General features: G+C 65.5%; 13 protein-coding genes. 2 read left to right on the top strand and 11 right to left on the bottom strand.

What is annotated here, in order from left to right:
- Positions 1-252: 252 nt before the first annotated feature.
- From BraRD5C2_RS24875 to BraRD5C2_RS24865, 3 genes are all read right to left on the bottom strand, one after another.
- Entirely contained in the window at positions 253-1,575 is a 1,323-nt protein-coding gene (locus BraRD5C2_RS24875) for an HlyD family type I secretion periplasmic adaptor subunit (protein WP_223972485.1), read from the bottom strand.
- Positions 1,572-3,323 carry a type I secretion system permease/ATPase gene (locus BraRD5C2_RS24870; protein WP_223972483.1) on the bottom strand — a complete coding sequence of 584 codons (1,752 nt, stop codon included), beginning with the start codon at positions 3,321-3,323 and terminating at the stop codon, positions 1,572-1,574. The genes BraRD5C2_RS24875 and BraRD5C2_RS24870 overlap by 4 nt, the downstream gene beginning before the upstream one ends.
- A gap of 151 nt (positions 3,324-3,474) precedes the next feature.
- Complete coding sequence (locus BraRD5C2_RS24865) at positions 3,475-4,269, bottom strand: acyl-CoA thioesterase domain-containing protein (RefSeq protein WP_223972481.1); 795 nt, start codon at positions 4,267-4,269, stop codon at positions 3,475-3,477.
- 112 nt (positions 4,270-4,381) lie between these two features.
- Between BraRD5C2_RS24865 and BraRD5C2_RS24860 the strand changes: the two genes are divergently transcribed.
- On the top strand, positions 4,382-5,290 hold the full coding sequence (locus tag BraRD5C2_RS24860) for a LysR substrate-binding domain-containing protein (RefSeq protein WP_223972479.1): 909 nt from the start codon (positions 4,382-4,384) through the stop codon (positions 5,288-5,290).
- Here BraRD5C2_RS24860 and BraRD5C2_RS24855 read toward each other — a convergent pair.
- The 7 genes from BraRD5C2_RS24855 to BraRD5C2_RS24825 form a co-directional block, all read right to left on the bottom strand.
- Positions 5,287-6,264 (bottom strand): ABC transporter ATP-binding protein, encoded by a 978-nt coding sequence (locus BraRD5C2_RS24855; RefSeq protein WP_223972477.1) that lies wholly within the window; start codon positions 6,262-6,264, stop codon positions 5,287-5,289. The two genes, BraRD5C2_RS24860 and BraRD5C2_RS24855, sit on opposite strands and share 4 nt — an antisense overlap.
- Positions 6,261-7,673, bottom strand: a complete 1,413-nt coding sequence (locus BraRD5C2_RS24850; protein ID WP_223972475.1) for an amidase — start codon at positions 7,671-7,673, stop codon at positions 6,261-6,263. The genes BraRD5C2_RS24855 and BraRD5C2_RS24850 overlap by 4 nt, the downstream gene beginning before the upstream one ends.
- The gene (locus tag BraRD5C2_RS24845) at positions 7,670-7,861 is read right to left on the bottom strand and encodes a hypothetical protein (protein WP_223972473.1); all 192 of its coding nucleotides are present in this window, start codon (positions 7,859-7,861) and stop codon (positions 7,670-7,672) included. The genes BraRD5C2_RS24850 and BraRD5C2_RS24845 overlap by 4 nt, the downstream gene beginning before the upstream one ends.
- Complete coding sequence (locus BraRD5C2_RS24840) at positions 7,858-8,931, bottom strand: ABC transporter ATP-binding protein (protein ID WP_223972471.1); 1,074 nt, start codon at positions 8,929-8,931, stop codon at positions 7,858-7,860. The genes BraRD5C2_RS24845 and BraRD5C2_RS24840 overlap by 4 nt, the downstream gene beginning before the upstream one ends.
- 3 nt (positions 8,932-8,934) lie before the next feature.
- Positions 8,935-9,822 carry an ABC transporter permease gene (locus BraRD5C2_RS24835; RefSeq protein WP_163161839.1) on the bottom strand — a complete coding sequence of 296 codons (888 nt, stop codon included), beginning with the start codon at positions 9,820-9,822 and terminating at the stop codon, positions 8,935-8,937.
- A gap of 91 nt (positions 9,823-9,913) precedes the next feature.
- Positions 9,914-10,867 carry an ABC transporter permease gene (locus tag BraRD5C2_RS24830; protein WP_223972469.1) on the bottom strand — a complete coding sequence of 318 codons (954 nt, stop codon included), beginning with the start codon at positions 10,865-10,867 and terminating at the stop codon, positions 9,914-9,916.
- Positions 10,868-11,066: 199 nt separating this feature from the next.
- A complete protein-coding gene (locus BraRD5C2_RS24825; protein WP_374708040.1) occupies positions 11,067-12,719 on the bottom strand; it encodes an ABC transporter substrate-binding protein in 1,653 nt (550 codons plus the stop codon).
- 209 nt (positions 12,720-12,928) lie between these two features.
- Between BraRD5C2_RS24825 and BraRD5C2_RS24820 the strand changes: the two genes are divergently transcribed.
- A complete protein-coding gene (locus tag BraRD5C2_RS24820; RefSeq protein ID WP_223972467.1) occupies positions 12,929-14,536 on the top strand; it encodes an ABC transporter substrate-binding protein in 1,608 nt (535 codons plus the stop codon).
- 184 nt (positions 14,537-14,720) lie between these two features.
- Here the strand turns inward: BraRD5C2_RS24820 and BraRD5C2_RS24815 are convergent, their stop codons facing one another.
- Entirely contained in the window at positions 14,721-16,955 is a 2,235-nt protein-coding gene (locus BraRD5C2_RS24815; protein ID WP_223972458.1) for a CHASE2 domain-containing protein, read from the bottom strand.
- Between the last annotated feature and the right edge of the window lie 47 nt (positions 16,956-17,002).

Genomic DNA, 17,002 nt, shown 5'->3' with positions numbered 1-17,002 from the left:
TTCAGGTTTGTAGATGGAACGGGCGGGAGACCGAGCCGGCTCACGGCGTCAAGCGCCAAGGACCCAACGGCTTCCCGCCCACCCTCATCCTGACAGACTTCCAAGACACAGGGACCCATAACCACAAATGCCGATTGTTGAAGGCGCTGTGGCCACAGCGTCGATCCGAACAACCGGTTGTGGTTATGGGTCCCTGCTCCCGTGCGCAATTGCGCACTAGGCAGGGACGACGTCGAAGAAAGGCCGGAGCCATCACTTCTCGCGGAACGAGCGCATGAACTGGTCGCTCATCGGCTTCATCAGATACGACAGCATGGTGCGGTCGCCGGTCTGGACGAAGGCCTCCACCGGCATGCCGGGGATGATCTTCACCTCGCTGCCGAGGCGCGCGACCTCTTGCGGCGGCATCGAGACGCGGATCGTGTAGTAGCTCTGCCCGGTGCGCTGGTCGGTGTTGACGTCGGCGGAGACGCGGGTGACGACGCCGTTCAGCTCCGGCGTGGTGCGCTGGTTGAAGGCGGAGAGCCGCAGCACGGTCTTCTGTCCGACCTGGAGCTTGTCGATGTCCTGCGGATTGACCTTGGCCTCGACCGACAAGTCATCGGCCCTCGGCACGATCATCATGATGGCATCGCCCGCGGTGACGACGCCGCCGACCGTGTGGACGGTGGATTGCAGCACCACGCCGTCCTGCGGGGCGCGGATGTCGATGCGGCGGAGCTGGTCTTCGGCGGTCACCTTGCGCTCGACGAACTCACCGATCTTGTCGTTGGCCTCGCGCAGGTCCTTGGAGACCTCCGAGAGCATGTCCTTGTCGACCTGGATGATCTGCAGCTCGGTCTCGGTGATCTTGCCCTTGGCCTGGGCGCGCGACGCAATGTACTGCGCGCGCTCGCCGGAGAGACGCGCCGCGTCGCGCTCCAGCGTGGTCAGACGGGTGAGCTGCACCAGATGCTGCTCATACAGCTGGCGAACGCCGACTAGCTCCTGCTGCACCAGCGCGATCTCCTTGTCCTTGGAGGTTTCCTGGGCCTGGAGGCCGGCGATTTCCTCGTTGAGCTGGGTGACGCGCTCGCGCAGCTGCGCCTTCTGGCCGGCGCGGCCGTTGACCCGCACCTCGAACAGCTTGGTTTCGCTCGCCATGATATCGCGGACGTCGGGATCCTTCGCCTGCTCGGTGAGCTGCGGCGGAAACACGATCTTGTCGAGGCCCTGCTGCTCGGCCTGGAGCCGGGCCGCACGCGCATAGAGACCGTTCAGCGTCTTGACCACGATCGCAAGGCTCGCCTTCACGACGGTCTCGTCGAGACGCACGACGACGTCGCCCGCCTTGACCGTGTCGCCGTCGCGCGCCAGGATTTCGCCGACGACACCGCCGGTCGGGTGCTGCACCTTCTTGACGTTGGTATCGACCACCACCGAGCCCGGCGCGATCAGCGCGCCCGAGATCGGCACCGTCGCGGCCCAGCCGCCGACGCCGCCGCCCAGCACCAGGACCACGACGAGGCCGACCACGAGGTGCTTCCTGATCGAAGCATGTGCGTTGCGCGGCTGATCGGTCATGCGGTCGCTCATGACTTGGTCGCCCCCGCATCGGCGACGATCTTGATCGGCGTGGGCGCCGGCGGCGCGACGCGCTGCAGCACCTGCGCCAGCACGGTCTCCTTCGGCCCGAAGGTCTGCATGCGGCCGTCCTTGAGCACCAGCAACTGGTCGACGCCCTCGATTCCGATCGGCCGGTGCGCGACCACGATGACGACGGCGCCGCGCTCGCGGGCGCCACGCACCGCGCGGGTCAGCGCCTCGTCGCCTTCGCTGTCGAGATTGGAGTTCGGCTCGTCCAGCACGATCAGGAACGGATTGCCGTAGAGGGCGCGCGCCAGCGCGACGCGCTGCGCCTGGCCGGCGGAAAGCGCAGTGCCCTGCTCGCCGACCTGGGTGTCGTAACCCTCGCGCATCTTGATGATCATCTCATGCACGCCGGCCTCCTTGGCCGCCGCGATGATGCCGTCGGACTTGGCGTCGGGATCGAACCGGCAAATATTCTGCGCAACCGTGCCGGCGAACAGTTCGACGTCCTGCGGCAAATAGCCGACATGGCGGCCGAGCTGGTCCGACGACCACTGATCGAGCGCGGCGCCGTCGAGCCGTACCTTGCCGCGTGCCGGCACCCAGACGCCGACCAGCGCCCGGATCAGCGACGACTTGCCGGAACCGCTCGGGCCGATCACGCCGACGCCGCTGCCGGCTTCGACGGCGAAGGTGATGTCCTGCACGATCGGGCGCTGGTCGCCCGGCGCAACCATGGTCACCGCCTCGACCGAAAGCTTCTTCTGCGGCGCCTGCAACAGCGTCTGCTCCGGCCGCGCCGGAATCTGCTGCAGCAGGCGGTTGAGGCGCTGCCAGCTCTGCCGCGCGGCGACGAAGCTCTTCCAATGCGCGATCGCGAGATCGACCGGCGCCAGCGCTCGCGCGCTCAGGATCGAACCGGCGATGATGATGCCGCCGGTGGCCTCCTGGTGGATCACGAGATAGGCACCGACCGCGAGCACGGCGGACTGCAGCATCATGCGCAGCACCTTGGCGACCGCACCGAGCCCGCCGCTCACATCGCTCGCGCGCTGATTGCCGGACAGATATTCCTCGTTGGCTTCGTTCCAGCGCTTGTTCATCCGCCCGGCCATGCCCATCGCCACGAGCACTTCGGCGTTGCGGCGGCTGGAGGCGGCGAGATCGTTGCGCCGCGCCGCGAGCGACATCGCTTCCCTGGCCGGCGTGCGCGACATGTATTCGGTGATCAGCGTCAGCGTCACCAGAATGACGGCGCCGACCAGCGCCGTGACGCCGAGCAGCCAATGGAATGCGAAGCAGATCAACATGTAGAACGGCAGCCAGGGCAAATCGAAGAACGCGCCTGGCCCCATGCTGCCGAGGAACGAACGCACATTGTCGAGGTCGCGCAGCGGCTGAAGGCCCTCGCTGCGATTGCCGGCCATCAGCGGCAGCCGCACGATGGTGTCGAACACCCGCGCATTGAGCGCTTCGTCGAGCGAGGTGCCGACGCGGCCGAGGATCCGTCCGCGCAGCAGATCGAGCACGCCCTGGGCCATGTAGAGGACCGCGGCGATGACGACGAGGCCGACCAGGGTCGGAACGCTGCGGCTCGGCAGCACCCGGTCGTAGACCTGCAGCATGAACATCGAACCTGTCAGATACAGCAGGTTGATCATGCAGCTGATGAGGCCGACGCCGATGAAGGCACTGCGGCATGCGCGCAGCGCCTCAGCCAGTTCGGAACGCCGGACAGCGGGCGCAACTGCCATAAAAACCGATCTCTGCAAATCAAAAAAGGGCTACGTGATCACCACGTTGTATAGACGTTTGCGACCACCGTCCAATTCAAGTCGCGCCGACCAAAGCATGGTTCGCGGCCTATTTTTGTGATGCCACAGACAGTTGAAGGAATAATTAGCGTTAGCCGGCCGCGGAACCCGAACCCGCAGCGGGTGCGCTTCCCGGAAAGGGCACGAGAATGACCGACATCGACACCCGGCCGATTTCGCCTTCCACATCGAGCAATACCCCGCTGCCGACGCCGAGCCCGGCCTCCGGGCGCCAGCGTGCCTCGGCGCGAATGCCGATCCACGCTCCCCGTGGCGGCCTGAACAGCTGCACCGCGAGATTCGGATTGGGGTCGGCCACCACGTTCTGCACCGGGCGCGCGATGCCGTGGGTCCAGTCGGCCGGACCGAGCACCCGCGCCAGCGGGCCGGCATCCGCGATCACGCTATGGTGCATGCGAAACCAGGCGACGCCGCCTCCGGCACGAGCTTCCATCGCATCCATGAACCAGCTGCGGCCATGGACCGCGTGCGGGCTGCGCAACGGAAAGACCGTGGGATCCACCGGGTCGGCTGCGCTGCCGTGAAAGCCGGGGACCTCGACCGCACGTTCGCGCGACAGCGTCACGCGCACCGTCGCACAGGGCCGCTCCTCGCCGGCCGGCCAGAGCGTGTTGTCGACGACGCTGACCCGGCCGCCCTCGGTCACGACGGCGACGTGCGTGCGCAATTCGGCCATCGGCGTCGGCCGCAGGAACCAGGCTGAAGCCGATATCGCGGTGCCCCAGTTGCGCGGACCTGCCATCGCCTCGACCTCGGCGGTCAAGAGGCTTGCGACCGCTCCGCCCTGCAGGCCTGCGAACGGCCCCGCCGCCAGCGCGGCGGGCTTCCAGTGATGCGGCGTGGCGAGCGGTTCGAAGATGGCCAAGGCGGATAAAATCTCATGAGGTGAGCAGGATTGAGCGCAGGAGCAATCTGATCCAAGAATAGCGGCCATGACAAAAGGCCATTCATCACTTCAGGTGAACAGGATTCACCCATTGGACGCCCCGGATCCGCGGACCATCCCACCGCTGACGGCGCTGCTCGCCTTCGAGCGCGCGGCAACCCAGCTCAGCTTCCGCCGCGCCGCGCGGGATCTGTCGCTGAGTCCGTCGGCGATCAGCCACCAGATCCGCGGACTGGAGCAGCAGTTCGGCACCAAGCTGTTCATCCGCGGCGCGCGCTCGGTGCGGCTGACCGCGGACGGCGAACGTTACCTTGCAAAAGTGTCGGCCGCGCTGACGACGCTGCAGGAAGCAAGCCTCGACATGCTGCGGCAACGCGGCGAGGCCAGCGGCGAGCTGTGGATCAGCTCACTGCCGTTCTTCACCAGCGCCGTGCTGCTGCCGGCGCTGCCGGAGTTCAAGCGGCGCCATCCGCAACTGACGCTGCGGATCGAGGCCACGCACCAATATGCCGACTTCAACGGTTCGCGCGTCGATGTCGCGATCCGCTACGGGCGAGAACATGCCGCCGGGCTGAAGGTCGAGCCGCTGGTCCAGGTCAGGGGATTGCCGGTGTGCACGCCGGCGCTGGTCAAGGCAGGGCTTCGGACCCCCGCGGATTTGTCGCGGGAGGTGCTGATCCATGTCACGACGCAACCGCGGGGGTGGCCGGCCTGGCTAAAGGAGGCCGGGCTGCCGCATCTCGCCCCTCGTGGGCATCTGTGGCTCGACAGCGTGCCGGCGATGCTGGAGGCCGCCGAACATGGGCTCGGCGTGGCGCTCGCAATGGCGCCGCTGATCAAGGCGCGGCCGGGCTTCGGCAAGCGGCTGGTGGCGCCGTTTGCGTTCGAGGCCGCGCATCATGAGACGATCTACCTGATCTCCCGCACCGAGCAGGCGCGAGACCGGCGGATCGCGGCGGTGCGGCGCTGGATCGCCGACGCGGTCGCGCGGGCATCCTAAACCGCGGCGACTGCCGGTTCTGCGAGAACGCAGCGGGCCAGATGGCCGGGCGCGGTTTGCACGCTGGGCGGCAATTGTTCACTGCAGCGCGGTTCGGCGAACTTGCAGCGTGCCGCAAACGAGCAACTGGCCGGCGCGTGGTCGAGCGAAGGCGGCGTGCCCGGAATGGTCTCGAGCCGCTGGCCGCGCATCGCGCCGTGAATGGTCGATGCCAGCAGGCCCTTCGCGTAGGGATGAACCGGCGTGCGCACGATATCGCGCAAGGCGCCCTGCTCCACGATCTGGCCGGCATACATCACCGCGACCCGGTCGCAGATTTCGATGGCGACGCCGATATCGTGGGTGACGAAGATGACGGACATCCCGAATTCGCGCTGCAGCTCACGCAGCAGCAGCAGGATCTGGATCTGCACGGTGGCATCGAGCGCAGTGGTCGGCTCGTCCGCGAGCAGGATCTTCGGCTTGCAGGCCAGCGCCAGTGCGATCATCGCTCGCTGGCGCATCCCGCCCGACATCTCGTGCGGATAGGAATCGAGCCTTCGTTTCGCGGAGGGGATCCGCACCACCTCAAGCATCTCGAGCGCGCGCGCCGTGGCGTCGCGCTCGCTCTTGCCCTCGTGGCGCATCACTGTCTCCGCAATCTGGCGGCCGATGGTGTAGACCGGATCGAGCGCCAGCGCCGGCTCCTGGAAGATCATCGAGACGGTCTGGCCGCGGAATGCGGATAGCGCCTCGTCATCCATCGCCAGCACGTCCCGGCCGAGCACATTGACGCGGCCGGAGATCTGCGTGCGCTTCTTCGGCAACAGCCGCATCAGCGCGCGCAGCGTCACGCTCTTGCCCGAGCCGGACTCGCCGAGCAGCCCCAACACCTCGCCCTCGCCGAGCGACAGGCTGAGATCGTTGACGGCATGCACCGTGCGATCTCCGGTGAAGCGGATGTTGAGGTTGTTGATCTCGACGAGGCTGGTCATGCGAGCTTGGGCACCCTGGCGTGGAAGTCGGTCGCGCGCTGGAAGGCGGCGCCGATCCTGAGCAACACCGCCTCCTCGAAGGAGCGGCCGATCAGCTGCATGCCGACCGGCAGACCCGCCTTAGTGAAGCCCGAGGGGATCGCGAGCGACGGCAGACCGAGATAGTTGACCGGACGGGTGAACCGCGTCAGCCGCTGGATCACCGCTTCCGCGCCCGGACCATTGCCGACGTCGCTCTCGGCGATCGTCGGCGCCGGCACCGGCGAGGACGGCGCGATCACCGCATCGATGCCGTTGACCGCCGCATTGTGCGCCGCGAGCGCGGGCCCGCGCCAGCGCATGGCTTCGAGATAGGTGACCGCGGGAATGGTGAGGCCATTCTGCAACCGCATCAGGACCTGCGCGCCGTAATCCTGCGGCCGCTCGATCATCCAGCGCTTGTGATAGGCTGCGGCTTCGGCCGCGAGCACCAGTTGCGACGCGGCGCCGAGCTGGCGCTGATCCGGCAACTCGACCTTGACGATCTCGGCGCCCTCCTTCTTCAGCGTCGCCACCGTCTCGTCGAGGACACGCGCCACTTCGGGATCGAGGTCGTCGACATAGAATGCCGTCGGGACGCCGATCCTGAGGCCCTTCAGCGATTGTCTGGTCGCAGCCAGATAGTCGGGCACCGGCTGCGTCGACGCCGTCAGATCCTCGGGATCGGCGCCTGCCATCAGGCCGAGCAGCAGCGCGCAGTCCTCCGCGGTCTGCGCCAGCGGACCGACGGTATCGAGCGACTGCGACAGCGGCATCGCGCCGGCGCGGCTGACGCGGCTGACCGTCGTCTTGAGGCCGGTGACACCGCAGAAATGCGCGGGCATGCGCACCGAACCGCCGGTGTCGGAGCCCAGCGCGGCAAAGGTGAGCCGCGCGGCGACCGCCGAGCCTGAGCCCGACGACGAGCCGCCGGTGATGTGCGCGACGTTCCAGGGATTGCGCACCGCGCCGTAATGCACGTTGTGGCCGGTCGGACCATAGGCGAACTCGACCATCTGCAGCGAGCCGAGCCGAACCTGCCCGGCATCCTTCAGCCGCTGCAACGCCGTCGCGGTCGTCTTCGGCACGAAGTCACGGCGAATCAGCGAGCCACAGGTCACGACCTTGCCGGCCTCGTAATACATGTCCTTGTGCGCCAGCGGCACGCCGTGCAGCGGGCCTCGGCTGTTGCCCTTGGCGAGCGCGGCATCGGCCTCGGTGGCGGCGGCAAGCGCCTGTTCGGATTCGATCGCCATATAGGCGTTGAGGCGCGGCTGCCATTCCGCAATGCGATGCAGCACGGCGCGCGTCACCTCATGCGAGGAGACCTTCTTGTCGGCGATCGCCTTGGCGACCGCGGTCAACGTCATCAGGGCCGGATCAGAGCTCATTTCGACACCTTCTGCGCCAGCAGGAAGCTCGCGGGTTCGAGATCGAAAGGGAGCGTGCCGGAGATCGGCGCGAAGCCGTCGAATGCCGGGCCGATCGAGTTGGCGATGCGGCTGGCGACATCGTCATCGGCAGGCACGTCGGCGACGTGCGCGATCACCTTGACATCTTTGGGAGTTGGTCTGGTCATGCCGCGGTTTCTCCTTTTGCTTTTGCCGGCGCCCGGCTGTGCCCCGAGCCAGGAATGGCCATGTAGCACGCCGCTTGATGGCCCATTGTATCGAGATCGCTGAGTTTTGGCGTGTCGTTTGCGCAGAGCGGCTCCGCAAACGGGCAACGGGTGTGGAATCGACAACCGGCCGGCGGATCGATCGGATTGGGCGGATCGCCCGAGATCGGCGGCACTTCGGTGCGCCTGTCGGGATCTGATGACGGCATCGCCGCCAGCAGCGCGCGGGTATAGGGATGCGCCGGCGCATCCCAGACCGCGTCGACCGGGCCGAGCTCGACCACTTCGCCGAGATACATCACAAGCACGCGATCGGAGATGTAGCGGACCACGTTGAGATCGTGGCTGATGAAAAGATAGGTCAGGCCGAATTCGCGCTTCAAATCGGCGAGCAGATTGAGCACCTGCGCCTCGACCGATTTGTCGAGCGCGGAGACCGCCTCGTCGAGGATCACGAGCCGCGGCGACAGCGCGAGCGCGCGGGCGATGTTGACGCGCTGGCGCTGGCCGCCGGACACTTCATGCGGATAGCGGTTAGCGAAAATCTCCGGCCGCAAACCCACCTTGCCGAGCAGCTCGCGCGCCAAGGTCCGCGCCGTGTCATCGGCCATGCCATGGACCTTGGGTCCGAAGGCGATTGACTCCTCGATTGTCAGGCGCGGATTGAGCGATGCGTAGCTGTCCTGGAACACCATCTGCACGCCGCGCCGCAAGTCGCGCAGCGAGAGCGCCGGGCCGACCTGCCGACCGTCGAAGATGATGTCGCCGGCATCGCGCGCCATCAGGTGCATCAGCAGCCGCGCGGTGGTCGATTTGCCGCAGCCGGATTCGCCGACGATGCCGACGGTCTCCCCCTTCATGACCGCGAAATTGACGTCGTCGACGGCACGCACGGTCTTGCGCGGGCTGAACAGTCCGCCGCGCACCGGGAAGTGCTTGGTCAGTCCCTTGACCTGCAGCAGCGGCTGCGCGGCGCCGCCGATATCGGCGACCGGCTCCAGCATATCGACGGAGAGATTGGCCTCGCTCATGCTCTAGTTCCTGATGTCCATGGCGCTGCGCATGCCGTCGCTGAGCAGATTGAAGCAGATCGAGACTGCGAAGATCATCGCGCCCGGCAGCGCTGCGACCCATGGATTGACATAGATCGCGGTGCGTAGCGTGTTCAGCATCAAGCCCCATTCCGGCTCCGGCGGCTTGGTGCCGAGCCCGAGGAACGACAGACCGGCGGCGAGGATCATCGACACCGAGATCAGGCCGGTGGCGTAGACGAAGATCGGGCCGAGCACATTGCCGAGCATGTGCACGCGCATGATGGTGAAGGGACCTGCGCCGGACGCGCGCGCCGCCTCGACGAAATCCATGTTGCGGACGCCGGTGGTGACGCTTTCGGCGACGCGGGTGATCTGCGGCACGAACACGATGGTCAGCGACACGATCGAATTGGTGATTCCGGCGCCGAGCGCACCCGAGATCGCGATCGCCAGCAGCACCGACGGAAAGGCGTAGAACACGTCGACGGTGCGCATGATCGCGGTGTTCAGCTTGCCGCCGACGTAACCGGCGACGAGGCCGAGCGAGGTGCCGATCATGAAGGCGAGGACCACCGGCAGGATGCCGATGACCAGCGACAGCCGCCCGCCGTAGATCAGCCGCGCCAGCATGTCGCGGCCGAGCTCGTCGGTGCCGAGCGGATAACCCGGCGTGCCGATGTGGCGGAGACGGCGGATCATCGAGCCCTGATAGGGATCGGCGAGATGCAGCCATGGCGCCAGCAGCGCGGAGGCGAAGATCAGCACCAGGATGATTGCGCAGGCCATGCTGACCTTGTCGCGCCTGATCCGGCGTCCAACCGTTGCCCAGTAGCCGCGCGCCTTGGTCGCGGGAGCTGCCTGCAATGCAGTATCTGACATCGCACTCATGCGCTGGCTCTTTGTTGGAGCATGATCTCCGCGCAAACGCGTTCCGCGTTTGTCGCGAGGGAAAACCGGTCCCCACTTTTCCGGATCATGCTCAGCTCCGCTTGATGCGCGGATCGATCGCGGCCTGCGCGATGTCGACCAGGAGATTGAGCAACACAAAGAACAGCGCCAGCACCAGGATCGTGCCCTGCAGCAGCGGCAGATCGCGCTGGAAGATCGCCGAGTTCAGCAACAGGCCCGAGCCCGGCCAGGAGAACACGGTCTCGATCAGGATCGAGCCGCCGAGCATGTAGCCGAGTTGCAGACCCATCACCGCAAGCGCGGTCGGCGCCGCGTTCTTGATGACGTGACGAAATACCCCGGTCTCGCGCAGGCCCTTGGCGCGCAGCGCCTCGACGAAATCCTGGCTCAGGATGTCGCCGGTCAGCGCGCGCACCGTGCGGGTGACGATGCCCATCGGGATCACCGAGGTGGTGATCGCCGGCAGCACCAGATAGCGTAGATGCTCCCAGTCCCATGCCCAGGCGCCGGAACCGCCGGGGCCGGCACCGACCGCGGGCAGCCAGTTGAGCTGCACCGAGAAGATGATGACCAGCACCATGCCGAGCCAGTAGTGCGGCAGCGAGACGCCGGCGATGGCGATCGATGTTGCGACCTTGTCAACCCAGGTGTCGCGGAAATAGCCGGCGATCAGGCCGAACAGCAAGCCAAGCGTGAAGCCGATCATCGCAGCCGCAATCGCCAGCATCACGGTGTTGCTAACCGCGCGCATCACTTCAGACAGGACCGGCCGCCCCGTGGCGATCGAATTGCCGAGATCGCCATGGATCGCGCGCCACAGCCACAGGCCGAATTGCACAGGCAACGGGCGATCGAAGCCGTAAGCTGAGCGCAGCTGCGCGGCGAGCTCCTGCGAGGCATCGGCCGGCAGCACCGCGACCAGGGGGTCGCCGGGCGTGATGTGCACCAGGAGGAAGCACACCAGCGCAACGCTGAGCACGATCGGAATGACGTAGACGATCCGTCTGGACGTATAGGCGAGCACGTTGGGTTCTTTCTTCCTACTCCCCTTGCGGGAGAAGGTGGCGCGCAGAGCGCGCCGGATGAGGGGTCCTGTCCGCGGATGAAGTCATTTCAGATCGAGAAAGGAGCGTCCGCGGAGACAACCCCTCACCCGGCTTCGCTTTCAGCGAAGCCACCCTCTCCCACAAGGGGAGAGGATGCACCGATTTATGCCATCAAGGTCACGGCACGACCGAGACCGGCGAGAAGTCGACGAACCAGCTCTTCGGCTGCACAAAGCCCTTGACCTTCGGGCTCATCGCGCGCGGCGCAACGTCGTGGGCGACGTAGAGGAACGCCGCGTCGTCGACCGAGGCGGCGTGCAGCTCGGCGAGCGCTGCGTCGCGCGCTGCCGGTTCGAAGGTCTGGCGGGCCTTCTTCACCAATTCATCGAACTTCGGATTGTTGATGAAGCCCCAATTGTTCGAGACCGGCGGCGCCATGCCCGATTGCAGGAAGCGCACCAGCGCGAAGAACGGATCCATCGCCGCATAGGTGACGTTGGTCGCGTTCGAGCCGTTCGCCGACGGATCCTTGGCGCCGCGCCGCCAGTTGGTGAACAGCGTATTCCACTCGATGACGTCGAGCTGCACATCGAAGTAGCACTCGGCCAAAGCTTGTTGCAGATACTCGTTCATCGGCAGCGGCAGCATCTGTCCCGAACCCGACGCCGAGGTCTGGATCTTGACCGTCAGCTTCTTGTCGGGACCGAAGCCCGCCTCCTGCATCAGCTTCTGCGCGGCCGGCTTGTCATACTTGATCTGGAAGGTCGGGTTGCCGCGCCACGGGTGGCCCGGCTCGAACGTGCCGGTGGCCGGCACCATCAGCCCCGCGAGCAGGCCGTCACGCAGCCCTTCGCGATCGATGCAGAGGTTGGCGGCCTTGCGGACGCGGATGTCGTTCCACGGCGAGCCCTCGACGCGGGAGAACTGCCACGGCCAGACATGCGGCTCCTCGTTGGAATACAGATCGAAGCCACGCTGCTTGATCTCGGGCAGCGCGTCGGGCGCCGGCGCCTCGATCCAGTTGACCTGTCCCGACAGCAGCGCCGCAGTGCGCGCGTTGGCCTCAGGCATCGGCAACAGCACCATCTTGTCGGTCTTCGGCACGCGGGCCTTGTCCCAGTAGTTCTCGTTCTTCACCAGCTCGAGCCGCTCGCGCGGCGTGAAGCTCGACATCTTCCAGGGGCCCGTGCCCGACGCGTCCTTGGCGAACGCCGCCCATGCGGCCTGCGACTTCGCCTTGGCATCGGCACCTTCGGCCTTGTCGTAGAATTGCTGCCACTTGGCCGGGCTCGCCATGAACAGATTGGTGAGGTTGATCGGCAGGAAGCTGTCCGGCTCCTTAGTGGTCAACTCCACCGTCATGTCGTCGATCTTGCGCGCCGACACCAAGGTCGGCATGCGTGAGGCGGTGACGCCGACCTGGCTCGCGTCATATTGCGGCGCGTCCTGCTTCAGCACCTTGTCGACGTTCCAGACCACGGCGTCGGAATTGAACGGTGAGCCGTCGTGAAAGCTGACGCCGGGACGCAGCTTGAATATCCACTTGGTCTTGTCGGCATCGTCGACCTTCCACTCGGTGGCGAGGCCCGGAATCATCGCGCTCGCCTTGTCCGACGACGACAGGTCCCACATCGTCAGCGCGTCATACATCGTGAGCCCGGTGAAACGGTTGCCCTCAAAACCCTGGTCGGGCTGCCCGAGCGTGCGCGGAATATCGGCAGCCGTCATGCCAATGCGCAGCACGGTCTCGGCGCTGGCGATCGCCGGCACACAATTGGCGATCGCAAGCGCCAGCATAATCGCCGTCGCATTGGTCTTCCTGTTACGCATCTGAGCAACCCCTTCGAAGTCTGGTGACGTTTTGGTGATTATTTCTTGTGCAAGCGTATGCAATGCCTGTGCCAAGGGGAATAGTTCTTCAGCAAATAACCGCTGGGCGCGTCATTTCTTCCCACCTCGCGTCTGACCGTGCGAAGATGCCTATTCTGGCATCATGCTTGCAAGATTTGGCCCCGACTTCCCAGCAACGGAGCCTTCCTATGCGCGCGCGCAATTCGATCCTGATGGCCGCAATGGCGCTCGCCTTGACCGCGGGCTGGCCGGCCATGTCGGCGCGAGCCGAGTCCATTGTGCGCTACGGCATTTCAATGGCCGACATTCCGCTGACGACCGGCCAGCCCGATCGCGGCGCCGGCGCCTATCAGTTCACGGCCTACACGATCTACGATCCGCTGGTGGCCTGGGAGATGGACGTTGCCGACCGGCCCGGGAAGCTGGTGCCCGGGCTTGCGACCGAATGGAAGGTCGACGACAACGACAAGACCAAATGGCGCTTCACCTTGCGCAAGGGCGTTAAATTCCATGACGGCAGCGACTTCACCGCCGACGCGGTGATCTGGAATCTCGACAAGGTGCTGAACGACAAGGCACCGCAATTCGACAAGCGGCAGAGTGCCCAGGTCAAGACCCGGCTGCCCTCGGTTGCGAGCTACGCCAAGATCGACGACTCTACCATCGAGATCACCACCAAGACGGTCGACTCCTTCTTTCCCTACCAGATGCTCTGGTTTCTGGTCTCGAGCCCCGCGCAGTACGAAAAGCTCGGCAAGGACTGGGACAAGTTCGCCAGCCAGCCCTCCGGCACCGGCCCGTTCAAGCTGACCAAGCTGGTGCCGCGCGAGCTCGCCGAGCTGACCAAGAACCCGGACTATTGGGACAAGAAGCGGCTGGCGAAGGTCGACAAGTTGATCCTGATCCCGATGCCTGAGGCGCTGACCCGCACCAACGCGCTGCTGGCCGGCCAGGTCGACCTGATCGAAACGCCGGCGCCCGACGCCGTGCCGCAGCTCAAGGCCGCCGGCATGAGGATCGTCGACAACGTGACGCCGCATGTCTGGAATTATCATTTGAGCGTGCTGCCGGGTTCGCCCTGGACCGACATCCGGCTGCGCAAGGCGCTCAACCTCGCGATCGACCGCGACGCGGTGGTTGGCCTGATGAACGGCCTCGCCAAGCCGGCCAAGGGCCAGGTCGACCCGTCGAGCCCGTGGTTCGGCAAGCCGAGCTTCGAACTGAAATACGACCTCGCGGCCGCGAAAAAGCTGGTGGAGGAAGCCGGCTATTCCAAGGACAAGCCGCTGAAGACGACCTTCATCATCGCCCAGGGCGGCACCGGGCAGATGCTGTCGCTGCCGATGAATGAATTCCTGCAGCAGAGCTTCAAGGAGATTGGCATCGATATCGACTTCAAGGTGGTCGAGCTCGAGACGCTCTATTCGCACTGGCGCAAGGGCGCCGCCGACGAGATGAACGCCGGTATCACCGCCAACAACATCGCCTACGTCACCTCGGATCCGCTCTACGCCATCGTGCGGTTCTTTGCGTCCGATCAGGTAGCGCCTGTCGGCGTCAACTGGGGCGGCTACAAGAACCCGAAGGTCGATGCGCTGATCAACGAGGCCAAGCAGACGTTCGACACCGCCAGGCAGGATAATCTGATTGCGCAGGCGCATGCGCTTATCGTCGACGATGCCGCGCTGGTGTGGGTGGTGCATGACACCAATCCGCACGCGCTGTCGCCGAAGGTGAAGACCTTCGTGCAGGCGCAGCACTGGTTCCAGGATCTGACGCAGATCGGGCTGGAGTAGATATCTCACCGTCGTCCCGGCGAAGGGCGGGACCCATACGCCGCGGCCGGCGCAATAGGCAAGCGGCCAGACGGCTTTCTAACAACACCCATTTGTGGTTATGGGTCCCGGCCTTCGCCGGGACGACGACGAACGTGTGGCGCCCATTTCGTCGTCAGCAGGGACGACATCGAATGTGTGCCACTTACTTCGTCGTCAACGCAAAGGCGCCGTCCCAATCGTCCGGCGGCGGCTCCTTCTGGAAGGCTCGGATGCGCGCCTCGTAGAGGCGGTAGAGATATTGCAGCGTCTGCGCCTCGTCGGTCTTGCGGCCGCGCTCGATCGCGGCGAGCGCGCCGTCCCAGTCGCGGCCGCGGTAGCAGGCGAGCATCTCGATGGTCAGGTTGCGCAGCCGCTGGAAGCGGCCGGAACCGGCCACATCCTCGCGACCGGCGATCGCATAGATCACCTCGGGCTCCTTCTTGCCCTTCACCATGATGAAGTCGAGTTCGAGGATCGCGAACTTCTCCTTCACCGCAAGCGCGGTCTTCGATCCCACGATGATCGGGAAGCCGTACTCCTTGGACTGCCCCTCCAGGCGCGCGGCCAGATTGACGCTGTCGCCCAACACCGAATAATTGAACTTGAGATCGGACCCCATGTTGCCGACCACGCAGGTGCCGGTGTTGAGGCCGACGCCGATGTTGAGCGGCACATAGACGTGGCCACCTTCCTTGGCCTCCTCCTCGCGCGTCTCGTTGAGCTCGTCGACGCGCTCCAGCATGTCGAGCGCGGCCTCGCAGGCGTTGAGGTGGTGCTGCTTGTCGTCGAGCGGCGCATTCCAGAACGCCATGATGGCGTCGCCCATGTATTTGTCGATATAGCCCTTGCGGGCGAGAATCACGTTGGTGAGCGGGGTGAGGAAACGGTTCATCAGCGCCGTGAGACCCTGCGGATCGCGCTTGTAGGTTTCCGAGATCGTGGTGAAGCCGCGCATGTCCGAGAACATGATGGTCATCTCGCGCTCTTCGCCGCCGAGCACGAGCCGTTCCGGCGCCTGCGCCAGTTGCTCGACCAGCGCGGGCGACATGTACTGCACGAATTGCGACCTGATCTGCCGGCGCTGCTGCTGTTCGCGCACGAAGGCGGAGAAGATCAGGGTGAGATAGATTGCCGTGGTCGACATCAACGGATAGGTGAAATCGATCAGGAGTCGGTGCTGGGAGTAGAAGTACCAGGAGGTGCCGATCAGCACCGAGGCAAACAGCCCGCCGACGACGACCAGCGTGATCGGACCGAACTTCGGCGCGAAGGCGATGACCAGGAGCCCCATGATCAGCGCCGCGAAGAACTCGATGCCGATGCCGTAGTTCGGCTGCGAAACCACGTCCCCAGTCAGCGCGCTCTCCAGCACCTGGGCGTGAACCTCGACACCGGGCATCGCCGGCGTCACCGGCGTGGTCTTGATGTCGTTGAGCCCGACCGAGGATGTGCCGATCAGGATCAGCTTGCCGGCGATCCGGTCCGGCGGCACCCGCCCATCCAGCACATCGACGGCCGAGACGTAGATCGAGGGATCACGGCGCGCGTAGTGGATCCAGAGTTGGCCATAGAGATCGGTCGGGATCGCAAAGCCCTTGATACCGAGGCTCTGAATGCCGGCCTTGTCGGCCTTGATCAGGATGGTGCCCGAGCCGCCCGCCACCCGCAACATTTCGAAGGTCAGCGAAGGCATGGTGATGCCTTGCGCGACCATCATCATCGGCACCCGCCTGACGATGCCGTCGCGTTCCGGCCTGATCGTGAACAGGCCTCGCCCGGCCGCGGCCTCCTCGAGCACCGGCACGTTGCGCAACAATCCCGGAAACTGGAACATGAAGCGCTGCGGCTCCTCGCCGAGCATCGCAAGCCCGGTGACCGGCAGCTTTTCGTTGAGGTCGGCGCGCACGTTGGGGCCGCCGGATTCGCCGAGCACCACGCGTGAATTCTTGATGGCGTCGGCCAGGATGCTGTCGTTGCTCGGCAGCTGCCGCAGCCTGGCGCGCATCTCCTCATCGAGGCTGCTGAACGTATCGGCCGCGATATCGGGGTTGAGGCGGTCGGGCTCGGAGAACACCGCGTCGAACGCGATCACCACGGCGCCGAGCCGGGTGAGGTTGATGACGATGTCGGCGAGCCGCGTCCGCGGCCACGGCCATTGCCCGAGCCGGGGGTCGGCGAGGCTCTTCTCGTCGATATCGACGATGGTGACGGGCCGCGCGGTCTTCAGGCGAGGTTCGAGCACCTGGAACGTGTCAAACGTCCTGACGCGAAGCTCCTGCACCGGAGCCGGGTCCGCGACCCGCAGCGCGGCAAAGCCGATCAACAGCGCCACGCAGGCCAGCCGCGCATAGCCGAAGCGCCGTCCGAACCACCTTCGTATCGCCTTCAGCCGTCTCATACCGTCTGGATATCACGCGCGGAGATTTGTTCCAATCGAGCAGACGT

Origin of the sequence: Bradyrhizobium sp. RD5-C2 (assembly GCF_019972155.1) — a bacterium.
Lineage (GTDB): Bacteria > Pseudomonadota > Alphaproteobacteria > Rhizobiales > Xanthobacteraceae > Bradyrhizobium.
Note: the sequence above shows the minus strand (reverse complement) of the source record. Positions and strands in the feature narration are given on the sequence as shown.

Bases quoted from the DNA above. Each gene is read 5' to 3' on its own strand.
- BraRD5C2_RS24875 (WP_223972485.1), bottom strand. From the start codon at position 1,575: ATGAGCGACCGCATGACCGATCAGCCGCGCAACGCACATGCTTCGATC.
- BraRD5C2_RS24870 (WP_223972483.1), bottom strand. From the start codon at position 3,323: ATGGCAGTTGCGCCCGCTGTCCGGCGTTCCGAACTGGCTGAGGCGCTG.
- BraRD5C2_RS24855 (WP_223972477.1), bottom strand. From the start codon at position 6,264: ATGACCAGCCTCGTCGAGATCAACAACCTCAACATCCGCTTCACCGGA.
- BraRD5C2_RS24850 (WP_223972475.1), bottom strand. From the start codon at position 7,673: ATGAGCTCTGATCCGGCCCTGATGACGTTGACCGCGGTCGCCAAGGCG.
- BraRD5C2_RS24845 (WP_223972473.1), bottom strand. From the start codon at position 7,861: ATGACCAGACCAACTCCCAAAGATGTCAAGGTGATCGCGCACGTCGCC.
- BraRD5C2_RS24840 (WP_223972471.1), bottom strand. From the start codon at position 8,931: ATGAGCGAGGCCAATCTCTCCGTCGATATGCTGGAGCCGGTCGCCGAT.
- BraRD5C2_RS24835 (WP_163161839.1), bottom strand. From the start codon at position 9,822: ATGAGTGCGATGTCAGATACTGCATTGCAGGCAGCTCCCGCGACCAAG.
- BraRD5C2_RS24825 (WP_374708040.1), bottom strand. From the start codon at position 12,719: ATGCGTAACAGGAAGACCAATGCGACGGCGATTATGCTGGCGCTTGCG.
- BraRD5C2_RS24820 (WP_223972467.1), top strand. From the start codon at position 12,929: ATGCGCGCGCGCAATTCGATCCTGATGGCCGCAATGGCGCTCGCCTTG.
- BraRD5C2_RS24815 (WP_223972458.1), bottom strand. From the start codon at position 16,955: ATGAGACGGCTGAAGGCGATACGAAGGTGGTTCGGACGGCGCTTCGGC.